This window comes from Marinomonas posidonica (genome assembly GCF_043643765.1).
GTDB lineage: Bacteria > Pseudomonadota > Gammaproteobacteria > Pseudomonadales > Marinomonadaceae > Marinomonas > Marinomonas posidonica_A.
Map to the genome: position 1 here is coordinate 143,517 of NZ_JBHZSP010000003.1, position 21,355 is coordinate 164,871.

At 43.8% G+C, this 21,355-nt stretch carries 21 protein-coding genes; 7 read left to right on the forward strand and 14 right to left on the reverse strand.

What is annotated here, in order from left to right:
• The first annotated feature begins 35 nt into the window (after positions 1-35).
• From ACHUFM_RS04590 to ACHUFM_RS04600, 3 genes are read left to right on the forward strand one after another with little or no spacing between them, the layout of a single operon-like run.
• Positions 36-2,375 (forward strand): ATP-binding protein, encoded by a 2,340-nt coding sequence (locus ACHUFM_RS04590; RefSeq protein ID WP_394180016.1) that lies wholly within the window; start codon positions 36-38, stop codon positions 2,373-2,375.
• Positions 2,375-3,310 (forward strand): GGDEF domain-containing protein, encoded by a 936-nt coding sequence (locus tag ACHUFM_RS04595; RefSeq protein WP_394180018.1) that lies wholly within the window; start codon positions 2,375-2,377, stop codon positions 3,308-3,310. The genes ACHUFM_RS04590 and ACHUFM_RS04595 overlap by 1 nt, the downstream gene beginning before the upstream one ends.
• A gap of 45 nt (positions 3,311-3,355) precedes the next feature.
• The gene (locus ACHUFM_RS04600; RefSeq protein WP_394180020.1) at positions 3,356-4,681 is read left to right on the forward strand and encodes a DUF3422 family protein; all 1,326 of its coding nucleotides are present in this window, start codon (positions 3,356-3,358) and stop codon (positions 4,679-4,681) included.
• 28 nt (positions 4,682-4,709) lie between these two features.
• On the opposite strand, the gene map is transcribed toward ACHUFM_RS04600, so the two are convergent.
• The 6 genes from map to ACHUFM_RS04630 all read right to left on the reverse strand — a co-directional run bounded on the left by map (position 4,710) and on the right by ACHUFM_RS04630 (position 9,457).
• On the reverse strand, positions 4,710-5,477 hold the full coding sequence (gene map / locus ACHUFM_RS04605; RefSeq protein WP_394180022.1) for a type I methionyl aminopeptidase: 768 nt from the start codon (positions 5,475-5,477) through the stop codon (positions 4,710-4,712).
• A gap of 1 nt (position 5,478) precedes the next feature.
• Entirely contained in the window at positions 5,479-5,688 is a 210-nt protein-coding gene (locus ACHUFM_RS04610; protein WP_394180024.1) for a ParD-like family protein, read from the reverse strand.
• A 90-nt stretch (positions 5,689-5,778) separates the two neighbouring features.
• A complete protein-coding gene (gene trpA / locus ACHUFM_RS04615) occupies positions 5,779-6,564 on the reverse strand; it encodes a tryptophan synthase subunit alpha (protein WP_394180026.1) in 786 nt (261 codons plus the stop codon).
• Positions 6,564-7,823, reverse strand: coding sequence for a tryptophan synthase subunit beta (trpB, locus tag ACHUFM_RS04620; protein WP_394180028.1), 1,260 nt, complete (start codon positions 7,821-7,823; stop codon positions 6,564-6,566). The genes trpA and trpB overlap by 1 nt, the downstream gene beginning before the upstream one ends.
• Positions 7,824-8,180: 357 nt before the next feature.
• Positions 8,181-8,498 carry a bactofilin family protein gene (locus ACHUFM_RS04625; protein WP_063333116.1) on the reverse strand — a complete coding sequence of 106 codons (318 nt, stop codon included), beginning with the start codon at positions 8,496-8,498 and terminating at the stop codon, positions 8,181-8,183.
• An 8-nt stretch (positions 8,499-8,506) separates the two neighbouring features.
• Positions 8,507-9,457 carry a M23 family metallopeptidase gene (locus tag ACHUFM_RS04630; RefSeq protein ID WP_113873838.1) on the reverse strand — a complete coding sequence of 317 codons (951 nt, stop codon included), beginning with the start codon at positions 9,455-9,457 and terminating at the stop codon, positions 8,507-8,509.
• 669 nt (positions 9,458-10,126) lie between these two features.
• Between ACHUFM_RS04630 and ACHUFM_RS04635 the strand changes: the two genes are divergently transcribed.
• A complete protein-coding gene (locus ACHUFM_RS04635; protein ID WP_394180031.1) occupies positions 10,127-10,543 on the forward strand; it encodes a GFA family protein in 417 nt (138 codons plus the stop codon).
• 108 nt (positions 10,544-10,651) lie between these two features.
• The gene (locus ACHUFM_RS04640) at positions 10,652-11,215 is read left to right on the forward strand and encodes a TetR/AcrR family transcriptional regulator (protein ID WP_394180033.1); all 564 of its coding nucleotides are present in this window, start codon (positions 10,652-10,654) and stop codon (positions 11,213-11,215) included.
• A gap of 83 nt (positions 11,216-11,298) precedes the next feature.
• On the opposite strand, the gene ACHUFM_RS04645 is transcribed toward ACHUFM_RS04640, so the two are convergent.
• Positions 11,299-12,543 (reverse strand): multidrug effflux MFS transporter, encoded by a 1,245-nt coding sequence (locus ACHUFM_RS04645; protein ID WP_394180035.1) that lies wholly within the window; start codon positions 12,541-12,543, stop codon positions 11,299-11,301.
• 155 nt (positions 12,544-12,698) lie between these two features.
• Here ACHUFM_RS04645 and ACHUFM_RS04650 point away from each other — a divergent pair, with 155 nt between their 5' ends.
• Positions 12,699-13,202 carry a hypothetical protein gene (locus ACHUFM_RS04650; protein ID WP_394180037.1) on the forward strand — a complete coding sequence of 168 codons (504 nt, stop codon included), beginning with the start codon at positions 12,699-12,701 and terminating at the stop codon, positions 13,200-13,202.
• Positions 13,203-13,231: 29 nt separating this feature from the next.
• On the opposite strand, the gene ACHUFM_RS04655 is transcribed toward ACHUFM_RS04650, so the two are convergent.
• The 4 genes from ACHUFM_RS04655 to dbpA all read right to left on the reverse strand — a co-directional run bounded on the left by ACHUFM_RS04655 (position 13,232) and on the right by dbpA (position 16,606).
• A complete protein-coding gene (locus ACHUFM_RS04655; RefSeq protein WP_394180039.1) occupies positions 13,232-13,390 on the reverse strand; it encodes a hypothetical protein in 159 nt (52 codons plus the stop codon).
• A gap of 91 nt (positions 13,391-13,481) precedes the next feature.
• Positions 13,482-14,786: a guanine deaminase gene (gene guaD, locus ACHUFM_RS04660; protein WP_394180041.1), complete on the reverse strand. Its 1,305-nt coding sequence runs from the start codon at positions 14,784-14,786 to the stop codon at positions 13,482-13,484.
• Positions 14,787-14,828: 42 nt separating this feature from the next.
• Positions 14,829-15,218 carry a VanZ family protein gene (locus ACHUFM_RS04665; protein WP_394180043.1) on the reverse strand — a complete coding sequence of 130 codons (390 nt, stop codon included), beginning with the start codon at positions 15,216-15,218 and terminating at the stop codon, positions 14,829-14,831.
• 5 nt (positions 15,219-15,223) lie between these two features.
• Positions 15,224-16,606, reverse strand: coding sequence for an ATP-dependent RNA helicase DbpA (gene dbpA, locus ACHUFM_RS04670; protein ID WP_394180045.1), 1,383 nt, complete (start codon positions 16,604-16,606; stop codon positions 15,224-15,226).
• A gap of 173 nt (positions 16,607-16,779) precedes the next feature.
• On the opposite strand from dbpA, the gene ACHUFM_RS04675 reads away from it, so the two are divergent.
• The gene (locus ACHUFM_RS04675; RefSeq protein ID WP_394180047.1) at positions 16,780-18,375 is read left to right on the forward strand and encodes a putative bifunctional diguanylate cyclase/phosphodiesterase; all 1,596 of its coding nucleotides are present in this window, start codon (positions 16,780-16,782) and stop codon (positions 18,373-18,375) included.
• Here the strand turns inward: ACHUFM_RS04675 and ACHUFM_RS04680 are convergent.
• From ACHUFM_RS04680 to ACHUFM_RS04690, 3 genes are read right to left on the reverse strand one after another with little or no spacing between them, the layout of a single operon-like run.
• A complete protein-coding gene (locus ACHUFM_RS04680; protein WP_113873828.1) occupies positions 18,372-19,310 on the reverse strand; it encodes a LysR family transcriptional regulator in 939 nt (312 codons plus the stop codon). The two genes, ACHUFM_RS04675 and ACHUFM_RS04680, sit on opposite strands and share 4 nt — an antisense overlap.
• Positions 19,311-19,347: 37 nt before the next feature.
• A complete protein-coding gene (locus ACHUFM_RS04685; protein WP_394180049.1) occupies positions 19,348-20,358 on the reverse strand; it encodes an ABC transporter ATP-binding protein in 1,011 nt (336 codons plus the stop codon).
• A complete protein-coding gene (locus ACHUFM_RS04690) occupies positions 20,355-21,353 on the reverse strand; it encodes an ABC transporter ATP-binding protein (protein WP_394180051.1) in 999 nt (332 codons plus the stop codon). The genes ACHUFM_RS04685 and ACHUFM_RS04690 overlap by 4 nt, the downstream gene beginning before the upstream one ends.
• Between the last annotated feature and the right edge of the window lie 2 nt (positions 21,354-21,355).

Sequence of the window (21,355 nt, forward strand, 5' to 3'; positions counted from 1 at the left end):
AATTGATTGACGTGATGGACTGTGAGGGATAACACATGAAGTTGAGCCATACCTATGATAAACATGAGCACGATCAAACCATCTTAGATTGTTTTCGACAACTTTGGCGTTATTCTGCAGATTTAATGTTCATTATGTCGGTTGAAGCGGACGGTGAGTTTGCTCTTTATGATAATAATCCGGCTTCCAAAAAAGTCATGGGGCTGGAGCAAGATTCAACCATTCATCGATTAAATTTGCGTGAGCAGTTTGGTGATGAAATGGCTGAGCAAGTGTATGCCACATATCATGAAGTGATTGCGGCAGGCACCCCTATTTCTGTCGAGCAAAATGGTGTGCGAGGGGATGGCTCTAAGATTTATTTTGATACCCTTTTTGTGCCCATCTATGATGCTTCTAATGCGCCTATTTTTGTGTGCGGTGTGAGTCGTGATATTACCAAAATCAAAGACGCTGAAAAAGTTGCCCTTCAAGCCAATGAAAAGCTGACTGAGTACAGCCTTGCTTTAGAGTCGGTTAATCATGATCTAGATCAGAAAGTACGAGAACGAACAGCGGAACTTGAACGTGCTAAGTTGATCGCTGAAGAAGCTTTAGAAGCTAAGTCCTCTTTTGTGGCACGGATGAGTCATGAAATTCGAACCCCAATCAATGCGGTGATTGGACTCAGTTATTTATGTCTAAAAACGCCTTTAAATAAAGAGCAAACCGACTCTCTTTCAAAAATACTATCGGCTGGTGAATCTCTACTGGGAATCGTTAATGATGTCTTGGATTTTTCGAAAGCAGAAGCGGGTAAAATGACCCTTGAAGAGAGTCCTTTCCATATTCATAGTCTGCTAGAGCATGCCATTAATATTAATGCGGTTCAGGCAAAAGCAAAGCAAATCAGCCTCAGTAGTGATGTATCGCCCTATATTCCAGCGAGTCTATTGGGTGATCCGTTAAAAATTCAGCAACTATTGGTGAATTTGATCACCAATGCCGTCAAGTTTACTGAGCGTGGTGGCATTACGGTTCGCCTGTCCTGTTCACCCATATCAGAACAAGAAATCCTGTTAACCGGAGAAGTAATTGATACCGGCATTGGTATTTCAGTAACGGATCAAGCCCGCTTATTTCAGTCTTTTCAGCAAGCCGATGACAGTATTACGAGAGTGTTTGGTGGCACTGGATTAGGGTTGGCTATCTGCCAACAAATATGTCATTTAATGAATGGTTCCATCTCAGTTGAAAGTGATATAGGTAAAGGCGCGACATTTCGCTTTAATATACCGTTGAAAATACATCAAGAAACCTTGGCTCAATCGAAACAGTCAATGAAAACGAGTGTCATGATTCCAAATTGTCAGGATTGTAAAATACTTTTGGTGGAAGATAACCTAATTAATCAAAAGGTCATGTTGGGTTATTTAAATGAAACGAAAGCACATGTAATGATTGCGAATAATGGGCAAGAAGCGATCGATAAAGTATTGCACGAACATTTTGATTTGATCTTGATGGATATTCAAATGCCTGTGATGGACGGGTTAACGGCTACTCAGAAACTACGAGAGTTGGAGGCCAGTAAACATATTCCTATTTTTGCTATGACAGCCCATGTTTCCGATGATGCAAAATATAAATCCGCTCAGGCTGGCATGAATGGACATCTGGATAAACCGATTGACAAGAATGAATTGTACAAAATTTTACAAATTCACTTGCAAAAGGTTAAGCAATATAAATCATTGGAATGTAAGAAAAAAATATTATCCGATCAGTTTTCTCATGAGCAGGAAGTATTGTCTAATATTTCGGCTATCGATACATTAGATGTTTGGCACGCTATTGAAAAACTTGATGGTAAATACGAACTTTATTTAGATTTACTTGTATCATTTTATGAAAGGTATAAGCACTTTTCATTTAGTGGTGTGTCTCAATCTGACACCTTACTTAATATTCATTCACTTAAATCCAGTTTGGCCTATATTGGAGAGATTAAGCTTTCTAATGATTGTGCTGAGTTAGAACAAAGTGCAGCGACGAAGAGCATTTCTTCTCAACAGTTAGAAAAAATTGAGTCCAGTATTAATGCCTTAATTACGGCATTAAGTGAAAAATTATCGCCACTTTTAAAAGATGGAGAATTGAGCGTTAACTTTGATCAACAGCAAATAGTGATTGAGAAGCTTGAGTACATTCACAGCTTATTAATACAGTCCGATTTCGCTGTAGAAGATCAGTTGCAAGATATCCAGAAAATGTTAGTGGGGACCAAATACGCTTTATCAATCGAAAATATACTTTACTCTGTTTCAAACATTGAATTTGAGTATGCTGCCTCTCAAGTGGCCGAACTCATGTTTGATTTGCAAGGTGATAAATAATGGCAATGACAAGTCAACAACGTGTTTTAGTCATTGATGACGAAAAAATTAATTTGAAAGTTATCAGCGATATTTTAAGAGAAGATGTAGAGATTATTCTTGCTATTAATGGTGAACAAGGCATCCGTAAAGCGATTGAGTTTCAGCCAGATCTTATTTTGCTCGATGTGCTTATGCCTGGTATGGATGGTTATGACACTATGACACGTCTTCGTCACGATGTTAGAACCAGTGCCATTCCGGTGATTTTTATCACCGCCTTGAATGATTCGAGTCATGAAGAAAAAGCCCTCTTGATGGGCGCTTGTGACTACATACAAAAACCGCTTTATACCAATATTGTCCAAGCTCGAGTGCGTTTGCATTTACAGCTGACCAAGCAGAGAAAAATGTTAGAAGAGTTGGCTAACATTGATCCGTTAACGTCGTTGGCCAATCGTCGTAAATACGAAGACGTTATTTCATCTGAATGGCAGTCGGCGATAGAGCATCAAGAGTGCTTGTCTTTATTGGTGATTGATATTGATAACTTCAAACACTACAACGATTGTTATGGTCATGCGACCGGAGATAAAGTACTGAAACAGGTGGCGTCTGTTCTGGCTATGCAGGTTGGTCCAGGTGAAGGCTTAGTCGCACGTTATGGTGGCGAAGAATTTGTCGTGTTACTGCCGCGCTTTTCTCAGCAAGAGGCAACGAAGGTGGCGCACCAATGTATGTTGGAAATTGAGCGTCTTAATCTCAGTTATCATCATGGTGGTGAAACGGGTCAAGTGACTGTTAGTGTCGGGGGAGCGACTTGCTATCCGCAAAGTTCGGATTTACTCTGCGAATTTTTTGATCGTGCTGATAATAAGCTTGTTCAGGCAAAAAATACCGGAAAGAACAAGATATTATGGGATGTGTCTGATAAATTAGACGTCCCAATGAAGTGATAGACTTCGTTACACTTGCCACGATTAAATGATTAATTAGTCAACATGAATTTGAATAATACTAGCCAGTTACACGGTTTAGACGTGCACCCGTTGCGGGACTCTCTCTATGACGAGTTGCACTCTCGACCTTTTCAGGTGATTTCCAGCCCAGCTCGCATCAGTTATTTGGCGATTATGCTCGACAGTCAGCAAAAGCAGACGGAGTTTGAGCATTTTTGTCTACTGCACCAAACCTTCGACCTTACACCACCACAGCATGACAGTGCTTGTATTGAAGTGGACTTTGGTCCCTTCAAGATTCGCCGCGATAAGCACCTTGAATTTACCTCTTACATGATTAGCACACACCAGATAACAGAAGCGTTTGGGGTCTTTGATCAGGATGCCTTGTCCAGCTTGCCGAGTGCTTGGTTGTCTGAATTACCTGGTAAGGTGATGGTCGCATTTCATGTGGCGGTTGAAGATGCAATCACCAAGGCTGAACCTGATCTAGTCGAGGTGAAACGTCATTTTGAAGGCATGCGAATGGTGGGTAGTCGACCGCAAAATGGCGATGTTCAAGTCTGGACCAGTTTTAAATTGCACAGTGATGGTTGTGGTCGCTTTCTGATTTATAATAAAAAAATGAGTGACAGCCAGCTAGGTCGCTTAGTACAGAGATTAGTCGAGATTGAAACCTATCGCTTGATGGCGTTATTGGCCTTGCCTATGGCTCGTCAATACAATGCTGAGTTGGTGAATATGGATAATCAGTTAGCGCAAACCACAGCTAGATTATCGGATGACAATGCGCAACTGGATGAAACCTCTTTGCTGGCTGAGCTGATTGATATGGCAGCATGGGTAGAGGCGACCAGAGCCAAAGTGGCGTTTCGCTTTAGTGCAGCAAAAGCCTACCATGAGCTGGTGTTAAACCGTCTAGAAGAGTTAAAAGAAGATGAGGTGTCGGGTCATTTGACCATCACCGAGTTTATGACTCGACGTTTAACCCCAGCAGTAAGAACGTGTGTGACCACCAGTGATCATTTAGAAAGTTTGTCTACGCGAATAGATCGGGTCTCAGATATGATGCGAACCCGAGTGGATATGTCGATTCAGTCGCAAAACCAAGAGTTACTTTCCTCAATGGATCGACGTTCAAAAATACAATTGGCGATGCAGCACACAGTAGAAGGTTTGTCTGTGGCCGCCATTAGCTACTACAGTGTGGGCTTGCTGAAATTTTTAATAGAAGCAGCGTACGAAAAAGGCTTTCAATTTGATAAAAGCCTTGTAATAGGCTTGACTGTGCCGCTTGTTGTGGCTGGAGTTTGGTTAGCAACACGAAAAATTCATAAGCGCTTTTTGCGGTTAGCGAAAGAGGAATAAGGCTTTTAGGCTTATTTCCCCTGAGTCATCACTGCTCCTCAGCTCGTAATGTGAGGACTTCATAACCTGTCTTGGTGACGAGAACGGTGTGTTCCCATTGTGCAGACAGTTTCTTGTCAGCGGTGACCACCGTCCAGCCGTCTTTGCGAGTCTTGGTTTTTGCTTTGCCTTGGTTGATCATGGGCTCAATGGTGAAGGTCATTCCTTCTTTTAATACCAAGCCTGTACCAGGTTTGCCGTAATGAAGGACATTGGGTTCTTCGTGCATTTCCCTTCCAATACCGTGACCACAATATTCTTTTACAATAGAGTAGCCTTTGCTTTCGGCTAGCCTTTGAATAGCGAAACCAATGTCGCCTAAGGTAGCGCCTGGTTTGACGGTTTTAATACCGGCCCACATAGCATCATAGGTCGTTTTAACAAGTCGTTTGGCCATTAAACTGGCATTGCTCATTACATACATTTTACTGGAGTCTGCAATAAAGCCGTTCTTTTCAAGGGTAATATCGAAATTAACAATGTCACTGCCTTTGAGGATTTTATTGGCATTGGGGACGCCGTGACACACCACCTCATTCATGGAAGAATTCAATACAAACTGATAGCCGTATTGACCTAAGCTGGCCGGTCTAGCATTGAGTTCATCACGAATATAATGTTCGACCTTATCATTGATCTCTAACGTCGAAATGCCTTCTTTGACAATGCCATCTAGCATTGTAAATACTTTGGCTAATAAAGCACCTGATTCGCGCATAAACGCAATTTCTTCTGCGTTCTTAATCTTTACTTGCATGTCATTTCACGCCTATGTAGGGGATATCTTGATCTATCGTGCTGGCAAGCTCCTGAGCAATGAGCTCAGCAAACGTGAAGGTTGGATTGAGCTCTGCCAAGCGGCCCATTTTTATCCAGAATTCGGCTTGCGCGTTAATAGATCGCGACATCACTTGACTGCTTTTGCGAATGTCATCGTGAAGTTGATCAGAGATTTTAATAATACCCATAATATATGATCCGTATATGATTTATATATGGATCGTATATTATGAGAGAGGGATTTACAAGAGAGGTTGTTGGTAAGAGGAACGGAGCAACTAATGAAATAATTCCTTGATTAGTTCGATGCCCGCTTTTTGACCGCCTTGGTTGTAGGCATCGAGCAGTGCCGAACCTAATATCGCGATGTCCGCTTTACCGATTAGTTGCTCTATTTGCGAACGTTTACGCAAGCCAAAACCAACCCCAATGGGAGCACTGGCGTGTTGTTTGATTAGAGCTAAATAATCATTCAAAGAGGTGTCTTTCGCCTTACTTTCGTGACTGGAGTGACCGGTTACCCCAGACCTTGCGACACAGTATAAGAAACCACTGGCTTGACTGGCTAACATAGTCAGTCGTTCAGTTGGTGTCACTGGTGTCACCAACCAAACCGGATCAATGTTATATTGATGGCAAGCTTGTTGGTATTGTGAGGCGGCTTCAATCGGTAAGTCTGGTAAAATTAGGCCTTGAATATTTTCTTCAGAGGCACGTTTAGCAAGCTTTTCCAAGCCGAAGCGATACATTGGATTAAGGTAGCTCATGAGGACGATACGGCTTTCTGGGAAATCCCGTGCCAGCTCTCCTAACTGAGATAAGCAGGTGTCAACGTCCAGTGTTTGTTCCAGTGCTTTATGACAAGCGGCGACAATACTCGGGCCGTCCGCAACCGGGTCTGAGAACGGGAATTGTACTTCAATGAAGTCAACGCCTTCTTCTAATAATCGTCTCATCCAAGATAAGCTTTCCGTGACGCTTGGGTAACCATATACCACATGGGTCATGGCCAAAATGGGTTTACGGATGAGTTTTTGCTGGGTAAATTCGGCTAATTGGCTCATCAGTTTTGCTCCTGGTTATCAAGGTGACGAGTAGGGTAAGACGCAAGGTAATCGTTTAAGAACTCAGGAAAGGTTTCATCTTGTACGGCTTTTGCAACATTAAAAATATCTTTGTCACCACGGCCCGATAAGTTAATGACAATCTTTGAATCTTTCGGCAAATTTGGTGCGTCTTTAAAGGCACCCGCGAGGGCATGAGAGGACTCAAGCGCAGGAATGATGCCTTCTTTTTTCAACAACAGAGTACAAGCGGCAATGACTTCATCGTCCATAGCATAGGTCATTTTCACACGACCGGTTTCCGCCAAATGGGCGATAATAGGTGAAACCCCAACATAATCTAGACCCGCCGCGATGGAGTGCGTTTCTTGCAGTTGTCCGGCATTATCTTGTAAAAACATGGTGGCAAAACCTTGCGCGATACCAGGTTGGCCAAGGTTGTGAGATAAGCGAATCGAGTGTTCGCCTAATGCTAAGCCTTTTCCGCCCGCTTCAACGCCAACCATTTCTACTTCTTTGTCGTCAAGGAAAGGTAGGAACAAGCCACATGCATTGGATCCACCACCAACACAAGCGTAAAGGCGGTCTGGGAATTGGTCGAATTGGGCGACACTTTGCTGACGTACTTCATTGCCTATGACGGATTGGAAAAAAGCCACCATTTCAGGGAAGGGCGCACAACCACAGGACGTACCGATTAGATAATGGCTGTCTTCATGGCTGGAAGACCAATCCCGTAATGCTTCATCTAGCGCATCGCGCAGAGTTTGTGCGCCAGTGGTAACAGGCACTACTTCGGCACCGAGTTGTTTCATCCAAAATACATTTGGGTACTGGCGCTCGATGTCTTTTGCGCCCATATAAATGGTGCACTCTAGGCCCAAACGAGCCGCAACCAGTGCCGTCGCAATGCCATGTTGACCCGCTCCAGTTTCGGCGATAACACGTCTTTTGCCCATGCGTTTAACCAGCAAACCTTGGCCAATAACGTTATTCATTTTGTGCGCACCACTGTGATTTAAATCTTCACGCTTAAGATAGATCTGCGCACCACCAAAATGCTCGGTGAGATTGGCGCAAAACGTGAGCGGTGTCGGACGGCCTGAGAATTGTTGCCATTGTTTATTCAATTCTGCTAGGAAGCTTTCATCCTGCTTCGCTTCTTCAAATGCGGTTAAGATTTGCTGCTGACTGGCAAACAGAATTTCTGGAATATAGCTGCCGCCATATTGGCCGTAGAAACCATTTTCGCTTTGCATGGCTTGCTCCTAATAATTTATTAACTAAACGGTATGGTAAATAAATTAATTCATGCGAAGACCAAGGTCAAGCCATTAACGTTAATAATATGGTTTTTTGACGGCGCATTAATTGGGTGGGAATAGGTTTAAATTACCACATCGTGACGTGAATCGTTTTGAAACAGGAACTTAGCTTAGGGAAGGTTGAGCATTGCTCAGATAAGATAGATGTTCAGAAGAGGTATTAGTATTCCCTAGATACGCAGATGTGTCTAAAGGGTAAGCAAAATGAATAGAAAACGAATGGAAAAAAGAAAAGCCGAAGTTCGTAACGGACTTGGCTTTATCGTCTTTTAAAAGAAATCGATGATTTTTCTAGACTGCATCGCTGCTAATCAAGGTCACTTTTTCATCTAGGTCTAGTGCTTCTTGTTGGGCGACGTTCTTTTCTGCAGGATTAGTAATACCGGTAAATTTACCACCAGGTTCGATGCTTAAATTGTCGCTATAAACGGTGCCGCTCACACGTCCGCAACTTAAAATTTCGATATAAGTTGCATAACAAATGCCTTCAAAGTGTCCGTTTATGATCAATTTCTCTGTGTTGATTTCACCCAACACCTTGCCTGATTCGCTAATTTTTATCTGTTTAATTGCGTCAATTTGCCCTTCAACGTGACCATCGATTTGCAACTGGCTCGCTACTTGGATGTGTCCATTAATAGTGCAACCTTCTGCGATGAGAGTTGTAGCTGACGACTGACTCTTAACTGTACTTGACCCACCAAAGATTCCCATCCTATACCTCTTACACTTTCAAATATTGTATCGAAATTATCCACATTCCAACTTATAAAGGGTTTCGGGTTTAGAGCTCGGCCGACAAATCTAACTTCATAGTGAAGATGGGGGCCAGAAGATAAACCACTGTTTCCTGAGTAGGCGATCAAATCCCCTTTTTTCACAAAGTCACCACGTTTGACGGCAAATTTGCTCAAATGAGAGTAGGAACTCGAAAAACCATAAGCATGAAATATTCTTAAATAGTTACCAGAGCCTTTGTTACTTGGGCGTATTACTTCGACCGCACCATCTGCTGGAGCATAGATTGGTGTTCCAGTATTAACCGCAAAATCTTGGCCCCGATGGAACTTTACAATTCCAGTGACCGGATGTTTTCGCTTGCCATATCCTGATGATGTTCGAGCATTGATGACCGGCGGACCGCTAGGTATTTGCGTTAACATCATGACGCGCATTGATGTGGTTATAGTAGCGGTATCCAAGCGAGATTCCAACTCGGCCCCATTTTGGTCACTCATACCGAGCACGTTTTCTAAATCATTCAGCCTGTCTGAGACGAGTTGCATGCGTTCTTCACGTTCTGACAAATCGTGCTCAAGAGTAGACTTTAACGCCGTTAGGGCTGTGAGTTCACGATTAACCGATGAATATTTTGTTTCCAGTTCTTTCTGTTTGAGTTTAGCAAACTCGGCCTCATGGACGAGATAATAAATAACAATGCCTGTGACGATCACACCAACAAACAGTATGTAACTCAACACTTTCATTGTGTGTCGAAACTTCTTTCCAAAGCTAAAATGCTTACTTCCATGAATAGAAGAGACTGATATTGTTACATTATCTTTCATTGCTTATTTGTATCCCAACAACATGACCGCTTAACCGAAAGAAGATTTGAATAGCAAGCATACGATTTACATCATATTGTTAATCTTTGTATACGGCTTCCTTGTTTTAGGCAGTTTTCATACCTAAAGTACCTTTTCTTTCTTACATAAATGTTTCATTTTGTAAGTGAGGTTTTTGATTGTAACAACTCGAAGCTAAGTCGGATAGTGTTTGCGTTCATAATTGTCTACCTTCAACAGAGACATGTTAGCAATGTGATCTAGATATCAGGGGGGGAATACGTCGTCGTTTCAGCTTGTTATTCATGAGCTATCTTGTCCGTTTTGTTATGTTAAAAGTGGGGTTGCCCTTTGGTTTGAATGATTCCAGAGAGCGTAATAGATGGCGTAAGTTATTGATCAAATGGTTAAGTTTTTGTTCTATTGAATTGCTCGGTAATACATACTATCCAATATAATTCATATCTACATTGCTGAGCCAAACATTGTCGATTAATTGGTTTTGAGCTTTTGACTTCTTTATAAAGCATTATTTATTGCTTTTAGTTTGACGGTTGCAAGGGGTATTCTATCGTTTGTCGTGTATGAAGTGATGGTTAAACCCTTGACCAATATCTGGTTTTTATGAATTGGCTGCGACCTAGAGGCCGTGGTTTAAAGGAGTGGCTTATGAGTAATGCAAAATATCCCATTCGTGGTGCGTGTCAGTGTGGCGGCGTTCAATATCAACTGTTATCAGCGCCTACAATGATCGTGGCGTGCCATTGTAAAGAGTGTCAAAAGCTTTCTACCAGTGCGTTTAGTATTACCGCTATGGTGGATAAAGAGCAGCTGCTAATTGAAGGTGAGATGGCTGATTGGCGACGAGGTTCGGACAGTGGCAATGTTTCTGCGGCTAAATTCTGTGTGACATGCGGTAATCGGATTTATCATTTTGATCCGGCTAAACCTGATTTGCTTAAGTTAAAACCCAGTACCTTAGAGGACACATCCATTATCCAACCAACCGCTCACATTTGGGTGTCGGAAAAGCAAGACTGGTATGACATCCCAGAAGGCATGACGGTTTTTCAAGGGCAGCCATAGTATTTTTACTTGGGTGTCATTATCTTGGATGAAGGCATATTTGACGGCTTATTAACATCAATGAGTTAGAATGAGGCATTAAACGCTTCGACTAAGGTTAGAGGAAATATGGCTAGGGGAAGACCCAGTAAAAAAGCACATATCGTGTCGGCAGCGTGTGAGTTGTTTACCATGCAAGGCTATCAAGGCACGAGTATTGATCAAGTAGTAAATGCCGCCGCCGTTTCTAAACCAACGGTTTACAGTAACTTTCCGACGAAATTGGTTCTGTGGGAGCAGGTGCTAGAAAGCGTATCTGAGGCCGCAGAGCAAAGCTTGTCGGCCACCTTCGAAGTGTGTCAGCAATCCACATCAAAAGAGCCTTTGACAGCTTGGTTGAGCCTCTGGAATACGTGGGTTTCGAAACCTGAGTGGTTGGCTGTGTATCGTATTTTTATTGGTGAACAGCACAAAATGTCGGCCACCTCAATGGCGCTTTTCGCGAAATTTGAAGAGCGACTTGAAAATGTACTGCTGCGCTGGAAAGACCTTTATCAAGTGTCAGATGACACCTATCGCTTGTTGGATGCTGTCACGCGGCGATCTTTGCTGTTGCCCGTCCTACTAAAGCAGCCGGCTATTTCGAAAGCGGATTTGCTGTCCGAGTTACAGCCGATTATTGGCCGCCACTAATGAGAGCAAAAAAACAAAAAGCTCGCAACGATTGCCTATTCATCGTGCGAGCTTTTTGGCTTCATGAGGCACTTCGCGAAGTGCTAGGCCGAGGCGTTTCCGACTTCCGGTAGGTCTTCGATACGACCTTTTTCGGCCCAAAACATAATGACGAGGGCAAGAGAGCCCATTATTACAAAGCCTGCTGAAATAGGAATCAGCGTATTGTCATATAATTGGCCTATCACGGTGCCAATCGACATGGACATGATAGAAGAAACAGAGCCAATGATGGCTGAGGCGATTCCAGCCACGTGTCCCATGGGCTCCATGGCCAGCGCATTGACGTTACCAAACAACAAACCAAAGCAGAAAAATAAGAGGCTTGCGTAGAGCATAAACATCCACAGATTGATGTCCACAAAGGCATGTAAGCTTAAGAAAATCGCTGACGCCACCACGACTAAGAAAATGGCTCGAAAGGCAATGTGTCGTGCGCCAAACTTTTCAACTACTCTAGCGTTGATTAGGGAGGATACACCAAGGACTAAAGCCAGTAAGCCAAAGTAGACTGAAAACATATTACCCGTTTCAAATTGCACCTGAAAAATTTGCTGAGACGAGTTCAAATAGCCAATAAAGCTACCAAAAAATAATCCCATACAAATCGTATAGCTTGCGGTGATTCGGTTGGTGACCACTTCTTTAAAGCCGTCATAAAAGCCTTTTGTTGAAAACGCGATGCGGTGCTCTTTAGGTAGGGTTTCTTTTAAACGAAAGAAGATCCACAGCATCAAAATGATGGCGTAAACGAGATACAGCTCGAAAATACCGCGCCAGTCAGAAATCAGCATAATGCCTTGACCAAGTGTTGGCGCAATGGCCGGTACCAGTACAAAGATCATCATTACTAATGACATGATGCGTGCCATTTGTGCACCGTGAAATAAATCACGAACAAGTGATATCGCGGAAATATACGGTCCAGCAACGCCTAAGCCTTGTATAAAACGTCCGATCATTAGCATTTCGAGGTTATCGGCTTGATAGCAAATTAAAGTGCCAATAAGGTAAAGGGTGAAGCCTGAAAATAAGACTGGACGGCGGCCTAGGGCATCTGAAAGCGGGCCGCAAATCAGTTGTCCTAATGCCATACCTAAAAACAACATGCTGATTAACAACTGTGGTTGGTTAGCCGTGACGGCACCAAGGTCATTGCCGATAATGCCCAAAGCCGGTAAGAGAGCATCAATTGAGATAGCAACAATCGACATAAGAAGGGCAACCAGGGTAGTGAATTCCTTTGCCTGCATGCCAGAAGCCTGAGTATTGTTATGGGCGTTTTCCATAGAGATTCCATTGGAGTGGTTTAAGCTGGTGAACTCACTGGAAATGAGTTCAAATAATTTAATATTATACTTAGGATTTATGAAGTTCCGTTTGCGTTTATGTGTACAAAATAAGGAAGTGTGCAATCGCTTCATGTCGTATTTAGGAGGCGTCAATGCAAGACAGTGAGAGAGAGAAAATCGAGCTAGAGCATCAAGCCGCCAAACTCTTTATGCGTTGTTATGAAAAAAACACCGGCAAGCCGATTCGTCACATATGGCACAATGACCCCATGCGCCCAGATGTGTCGTGTGTATTTGAAGGGGAGCGGCTTGATTTAGAAATTGCGCATTTATATGGTTCCGAAGAAGAGGCGATGGAAATTCTTGGACGGCATTTGACACCTCAGACTCATCAGGTACTCGCGCAATTAAAGCAAGAACCAGTGGAAGAGCGGTTATTGAAAGCCCTGAATAAGATTTTAGAAAATAAAGCAGGCAAACGTTATCGGACTGATCGAGTGTGGTTGGTCATACGTAATGCGCACCCGGCTTGGCGGCAGGAAGACATTAAAGCGGTAGAGCATTTGATCTGTATTCCAGAACCTCATGTGTTTGAAAAAGTTTGGATATTGGGGGACTTCGAAGGCAAAACAGGTATTGTGCGGCTGTATCCTTAATGACAAGGTCATCTGCGTTTCTTTATGACCTAATGATTTTTCTGATTATCTGAACTTGCTGCTGTTGGTGTCTTTTTGTTGATATTTTGCTGGCGCATTTTTTTCACTATCACCAAGCAAATGGTTAACGCAATGCCAACAAAAAAAATGGCAAAAGCGCCCAGGGCAATGACAGCTTGAGAGTGCATACTAGCTTGTCTCCTTCATTATATTGAGAGAAAAAGTCGTCATGAATAACACCTTTTGTTTCATCCTATTCATGACGTCTGTGGCATGCTGTTAAGTTCGACGGTGAACGCATTGGCCAGCTGAGAAGGTGGCTTGAATGGCTCTATCATCCCCTATGGTCATGAAGACAAACAAACTTTCTTCTATGTTCTTTGACAAGGCCAAGCGTGAATGAAGCAAAGGCGTAGCTTGTTTGTCTAATAGGATAAAGTCCGCTTCACTTCCCACTGCAAGGTTACCAATTTTATCTTCCAACCTCAGTGCTTTAGCGCCACCTAAAGTGGATAAGTACAATGATTTGATCGGGTTTAAGTTTTCATTCTGCAATTGAATGACTTTGTAGGCTTCGTTCATCGTTTGCAGCATTGAGAAGCTGGTGCCACCGCCCACGTCCGTTCCTAAGCCCACATTGACGTTATGCTGCTCGGCTTTGCTGAGTTTGAATAAACCACTGCCAATAAACAAATTGGAGGTTGGGCAGAAGGCGATGGCCGAGCCGGTTTCGTTCAATCGTTGGTATTCGTGATCACACAAATGAATACCATGAGCAAACACGGAGCGTTCACTGAGCAGTTGATTTTGATCGTAGACATCAAGATAGTGCTGACTGTTTGGAAAGAGTTCTTGTACCCAAGCACACTCGTCTTTGTTCTCAGATAAGTGCGTATGCAGGTAAACATCATCGTATTCGCTGAGTAGTTTGCCAGCTAATGCCAGCTGCTGATCTGAGCTGGTTGGCGCAAACCTAGGCGTGATGGCATAGTGTAAGCGGCCGTTATTATGCCATTTTTCAATCAGTTGTTTGCTTTCTTGATAACTCGTTTCAGGTGTATCGGTCAGGTAATCAGGGGCGTTACGATCCATCATGACCTTGCCACAAATCATACGCAAGTTATGTACTTGGCTGGCTTCAAAAAAAGCATCCACAGACACCTTGTGAACGGTCCCAAAGACTAAAGCCGTGGTGGTGCCATTACGTAATAACTCAGCTAAAAAGCGGTCTGCGACATCACGAGCATGATCTTTATCACTGAATTTGGATTCTTCTGGGAAGGTATAGGTATTGAGCCAAGTCAGCAATTGTTCGCCATAAGAGCCAATCATATCGGTTTGCGGATAGTGAATATGAGTGTCAATAAACCCTGGTGTTATGATGGCGTTCGGATGATGCTCAATATCGAGAGAGTCTGGTAACGTAGACAATAAAGTACTGGCATCACCCAAAGCATGAATCTTATCGCCATCGACCACCAATATGCCATCTTCAAAATACTCGTAAGCCGCTTCTGTAACCACGTCTTTTGGGTCTGCAATACAGTGGACTATGGCCGCGCGCCAAGCTTTTAATTGCGTCATCTTATCTCTCTCTAAAATATTTGACCGAACGGTTATACTTTATCAGTTCTTGTCTTGGCTTTCACTAAGTTGGCGGATTTTGGCGCGATAGAATAGGGTGGCTCGGAAGATGACAGTCAGACACACTCCCAGAGCATCGGCATAGAAATCTAACCATTCGCCGTATCGATTGACACTGGGTTGAATCAATTCAATGGCCCCGCCCCATAGAATAATGAACACAGACAGGTAGAAAAAACGTTTAAAAGGACCAAATGCACACATCAAGGCCCAGCCCCCAAAACCAATGACATGATGCAACTTGTCTGAGCCTGGGACGGCAGGCAATTGTTCCATTGGTGTTAAGGTGGCAAGACTGATGACAATAAAACCGACCAAAAAGCCAACGAGTTGCAACCAAGGGGCTTGAATAATAGCGTACATCCTTGTCATAGTGATTACCTTAAAATACGCGCACGAATATTACGGCCTTTAATCTTTTTGTTTTCTAGTGCCTTCACGACTTTTTTCGCCACTTGGTTATCAACGGCCACGTAAGCATGGAAATCAAAAATATCGATTTTGCCCACTTGCTGTTTGTCTAACCCCAAACCTGCGGTTAACGCCCCTAGAATATCACCTGGACGAAGTTTATTTTTGCGTCCAGCATCAAAGGCGATGGTGGTTTTTTCCGGTACTAAACGATACGTCGGATCCGCTTCCTCTAATTCAATAAAGTTGGCTTTAGTGTCAAAACGACTCTCAATGTCACGCACTTTATAGTCGTCTTTTGAGGTAATCAAATTGACCGCAATACCTGCGGCACCCGCACGGCCAGTTCGCCCAATACGGTGAGTATGAACGTCAGTGTCTCGGGTGGTGTCATAGTTAACGACCAGATCAATCTCTTTCACATCGATGCCACGGGCTGCTACATCGGTTGCCACTAAAATACAGCTGCTTTGGTTACTGAAGCGCACTAACACTTGGTCTCGCTGCTTTTGCTCCAAATCACCGTGAATGGCTTGTGCAGCGACTTTGTGATCATCTAACCAGTCCGCCACGACTTGTGATTCGGCTTTGGTATTACAAAACACAATGGCTTGTCGCGGGGCAAAATGTTGCAAACAACTTAATAGGGTAGTGGTCTTGTTCGCGTTTTCGCTGCGTACGAAGAATTGTTCTATGTTGGGTTTTAAGTCTTCCTGTACTTCGACCTTGATATTGATTGGCTGGCGTTGAAATTCAGCACTGAGTGCTTCAATGTTGTCACCATAGGTGGCAGAGAAGAGTAGGGTTTGCTTTTCTTTTGGGGTGAGCTCGACGACTTCACGAATGCTGTCAACAAAGCCCATGTCTAACATGCGATCCGCTTCGTCTAATACTAAGGTGTTTAATGCGTTTAAACGCAATGTGCCTTTACGCAAATGCTCCATTAAACGGCCGGGCGTGCCGACGACAATGTGAGCGCCATGCTCTAACGAGTTAATTTGCGGGCCGAATGGCATGCCGCCACACAGACTTAATACCTTGATGTTTTCTTGAAAACGGGCCACTTTGCGGATTTCTTTTGATACTTGATCGGCCAGTTCGCGAGTTGGGCACATGACCAAAGCTTGAACGCCAAAAAAACGTGGATTGATTTTAAGCAACACACCGATAGCGAAAGCAAGTGTTTTACCACTGCCTGTTTGAGCCTGAGCCAGAATGTCTTTGCCATCCATAATTGGGGGCAAACTTTGCTCTTGAATTGGCGTGAATCGGGTAAACCCCATGTCTGAAAGCAGACTGGTTAGTTTAGTGGGTAATTGTTGCTTAAGAGTATCTTGGAATTGGGTCACAAAAGGCCTGTCTAATCGAATAAAATTTTGCCAGAGAATAGCAGAAAAATAGTATAAATACCCTTTTCAATGAGATATTCCGTGTTCGGGTTAGGGTTTTTAGGTAGAGTTAATGGAATTTAAGGGAAAGTATTAAGAATGGCATACATAACGGCGGTGGAATGAATAAGGTTGTGAGTAACAAGTCTCCATTTTTTATGTTTGGGTTAGTGTGTTTCTTTGGTTTACTGACGAGCCTGATCATTTATTTTGCGGAAACTCGTCATATCGAGCTGCTTAATTATGTCTTAACGACAACGGCTCATGCATTGCCCCTAGAAAATCAATTAGCAGGCGTAAATTGGTTGTTTGTCATCGCTCCCAGTTTGATCTTTACCTTGTTGGGCATCCTTCTTGGTATCTTTGCTCATCGCTTAAATCGAAATCATCGACAGGCATTGGCTCTTGCTAATAAAGACTTTGAAATTGACCCAATGACAGGTTTATTAAGTCGTTATAAGGTGCAGCAGTTATTAACTGAGCGACTTGTGGTGTGTCAGCAAGAATCAAAATGGCTGGCGACCTTTGTATTGGATCTGGATCATTTTAAAACCATCAATGAAGCGTTTGGTCATGAAGTGGGTGACAAGTTATTAGCCAAAGTCGGTCAGCGTCTTACGTCTGTGTTTCCTGATCAGGCTGTACTTGGCTATTTTGGCGGCGATGCTTTTCTAGTGGCGTTGGAAGCCCAGCGGGATCAGCCAATTTCTCATTTAGAGTCGCTTTCAAAAGACGTCATTCAACAGGTCAGTCAGACGTATTTTATTGACGGCCTGACGTTAAACATTGGTTGTTCAATCGGTGTGGCCTGGTACCCAGATTTTGGCACAGATGCCATGACCTTGATTAAAAATGCTGATTTGGCCGTCTATGAGGCTAAGCGTTCTGGCCGCGGCACATATTATTTCTACGATGGTGAGATGGGGCGTCGTTTTGCGCGTAACGTGCGTATTGAAACCCGTTTGCGTCGTGCCATTGAAAATGAACAGTTAGAGATGCATTTTCAACCTAAAGTGGACCTCGTGACACAACAATGTGTTGGCTTGGAAGCGCTACTGCGTTGGAGTGACGAGGAGTTAGGCAGCGTATCGCCAGCGGAGTTTGTCCCCATCGCAGAGCAATCAGGTATTATTTTACCCTTGGGGGAATGGGTGTTTGAACAAACCTTTCGTCATATTCTTGAATGGCAAAAGCAGGGCTTGAAAGTTCCTCCTATTGCCGTAAATTGTTCGGCCGCTCAACTAAAACGAGCCGATTTCCTGCCTAATTTGCTGACCTTATTAGAGCGTTATCAGGTCAATCCGAAATCCCTTGAAATTGAAGTGACAGAGTCGATTCTAATAGAGGATGCCGTCGGCTGTGCTGAGTTGTTACGAAAAATGAGCCAGCTTGGTTTTAGCCTAGCCATTGATGACTTTGGTACGGGGTACTCAAGTCTCAGTTATTTGAAAGATTTGCCTTTTCATTCGATTAAAATAGATCAGGTCTTTATTCGCGATATTATTGAAGACCAAAGTCATGCGGCGTTGACGAATGCCATTATCAGTCTGAGTCATAAGTTAGGGTTAAAGGTAATTGCAGAAGGGATTACCAATGAAGATCAACTTAACTTATTGTGTCAGTTTGGCTGCGATGTTGGTCAAGGTTACTTATTCAGTAAGGCGTTCGGCGCCAGTTCCATGGGCAGTGACCCGATGATTCTGGCATTAAACGAATCCAACGATGCTTAATCTAATAAGCCATCACGTGCAATGCGTTGTTTCAATGCTTCCCAGAACTGGGTTAAATTCGGGTTTTGATTGAACTTAGAGCGATACAAACGTATCTCTAATGGTATGTGCCAATGTTCTTCTCCAGCCAGTGCGACCTTGCCATAATTCAATGTATCCATCATCAATCGGCGTGGAATCCAACCAATACCATAGCCTTCTTTTACCATGGCTTTGATACTCACTGAGTGATAATTCTCGGACAGAGTTTGCAGCTGGGGTATGTCTCGCTGACGCTGTAGGTGATGGTGTATCACCGGCTGTAAGAATGAATTTTCATAATAGCCAATATAAGGCAAAGGCTTTCTTTTCGCGCCTGGTAAGGTGAATTTGGGTTCACCTGTTGGTTCCGTTGCGCTGCAAGGAATCAGCGTTTCTTTGGCAATGACGAGGTGTTCGTATTGTTCGTCATCAAGGGTGCGAATGAAGTTGATGGCGGGGTGCCAATAGCACATCATGATGTCAGATTGTTGGTTTACCAAAGAATTGACAAAGTCGTTGCCCAGCCAAGAACTGGATTTCATATTAATGTCTAAATCTAAGTCGATGTTCTGACAAAATGGCTCAATGACTTCTTTATAGAAGCTTAAGAATAGGGTCTGAGTGGTCACAAATCGAACCTGTGATTCCTCTTGTTTGCGGATTTCTTGGCAGCGCTCTTTGGTGTCTCGTATTTGACGCGTGATTAATTCTGCCGTCTGTAAGAATACTTCGCCTGCTGGGGTAAGAGACAAGGGTAAGGTGTTGCGATCAATGAGTGTAACGCGCATTTCTTCTTCTAGCAGTTTGATGCGACGACTAAAGGTCGGTTGCGTCACATTTTGTTCGTCCGCTGCCCGAGAAAAATGACGCGTTTTGGCCAGTGCAATAAAGTCTTCAAGCCATCTTATTTCCATAACATGACTCTCCGATTGGCTGCGAGGCGAGGCGACATCATAAACGACCTTCCTCAATAGCATGGCAAGCGACGCTGCTGCCGTCACTTTGTAATGTCATCTCTGGTGACTCACTGTAACAACGCGGATTGGCGTAGGGGCAGCGGGCTTGGAAAACACAGCCGATGGTTTTTTCGGTTGGCGTTGGCACCTCACCAATCAAGCGAATAGGATCGGCGGCCGTACTGTCTAATCGTGGAATAGCCGATAACAAGGCTTGGGTGTAAGGGTGTTTGGGGGCGCTAAATAAAGTGCTGGTATTGGCTAACTCACAGATGCGGCCAAGGTACATTACAGCGACTCGGTTGGCAAAGTGTTCTACTACCGCTAGGTCATGAGTAATAAAAAGGTAGCTTAGGTTGTATTCTTCCTGCTTGTCCATCATTAGGTTCAGCACTTGAGCCTGAACTGAAACGTCTAATGCCGAGAGAGGTTCGTCCGCGACGATAAATTCTGGCTCAACTGACAAGGCACGCGCCAAACTGATTCGCTGACGCTGCCCCCCAGAGAACTCATGAGGGTAACGGTCGGAACTATTGGCGCTGATGCCAACAGACTCAAGCAAGGTTTCCACCTGTTCGTCAACGTCCAGACGAGACAGCTGTGGATTATGAAAGGCAATGGGCTCACTCAATGTTTGATACACCGTCATACGTGGGTTTAGCGATGCATAGGGGTTTTGAAACACCATTTGCATGCGCCGACGGAACAGCATTCTTTGACGATTGTTAAGGTGGTCAATGCGCTGATCTAAGTAATGTATTTCGCCAGCGCTTGGCTCATCTAACCCCATGATAGACCGAGCTAAAGTGGATTTCCCGCAACCAGTTTCGCCAACCACACAAAGGGTTTCGCCCTGATAAATGGTGAGGTTAACGCCATTCAGTGCGAAGATTTGATCAGTTTTACCGCGACCTTTACGGCCAGGCAGTCGCCATTTTCCGAACCAGCCAGTGTCCGATGAGAAGGTTTTTTCTAGGCCGCTGATTTGAATGAGTGGATGCGTCATAGTGATCTCTCATCCTCTTGGCTAAATTCATTGAGCATATCTTCTACCATGAAACAGGCAACACGGGAGACACCGCTGTATATGAATTCAGGCTGTTGAGTATGACATTTATCGGTGGCGTACGGGCAACGTGGATGAAAAGCACAACCACTTGGGCGTTCTGCCAAAGAAGGCATACTGCCTTTGATCTGGTTTAATCTTTGTCCAGGTAAGGCCATTTGCGGAAGTGCATTTAATAAGCCTTGGGTGTAAGGGTGTTGTGGATCATTGATAATCTCTAAGGTGGGCCCTTCTTCAACAATTTGACCTGCGTACATCACCAAGGTGCGCTCTGCGACTTTTGATACCACGCCGAGATCGTGGCTAATCAAAATCAAGGCCACGCCGTTGTCTCGGCAGATGGCCAGCAGTAATTGCAGTATTTCCGCTTGAATGGTGACGTCCAAAGCGGTAGTGGGTTCGTCGGCAATGATAATGTCTGGGTTTAGCAGTAACACAGACGCAATGATAACACGTTGGCGCATACCGCCGGATAACTCATGCGGGTACTGATCAAAGCGCCTTTCAGGCGAGGCAATTTGAACATTTCTCAGCTTTTCAATGGCAATGTTTTTTGCATCTTTATAATTGATTTTAGTATGACTGCGAATGGTTTCGACTAATTGATCACCAATTGTAATGACGGGGTTTAACGTCATCATTGGGTCTTGGAAAATCATCGCAATGCGTTTGCCTCGAATCTCTTGTAGCTGGCGCAAGTTCATCTTGGTGATGTCTTTATTTTCCAACTTAATGGCGCCCGAGTGAATGTAACCTGGCTTACCAATCAAATTAACGATGGAGAAGCCTAAAATGGATTTCCCCGCCCCAGATTCGCCGACAATGGCAATACGTTCGCCCCGTTTTAAATTAAAGCTAACATCAATCAGCGCAGAGAGTTCCCGCTTCTTAAAATGAAAATTGATGTTCAAATGTTCGACACTTAACAAATTCATAA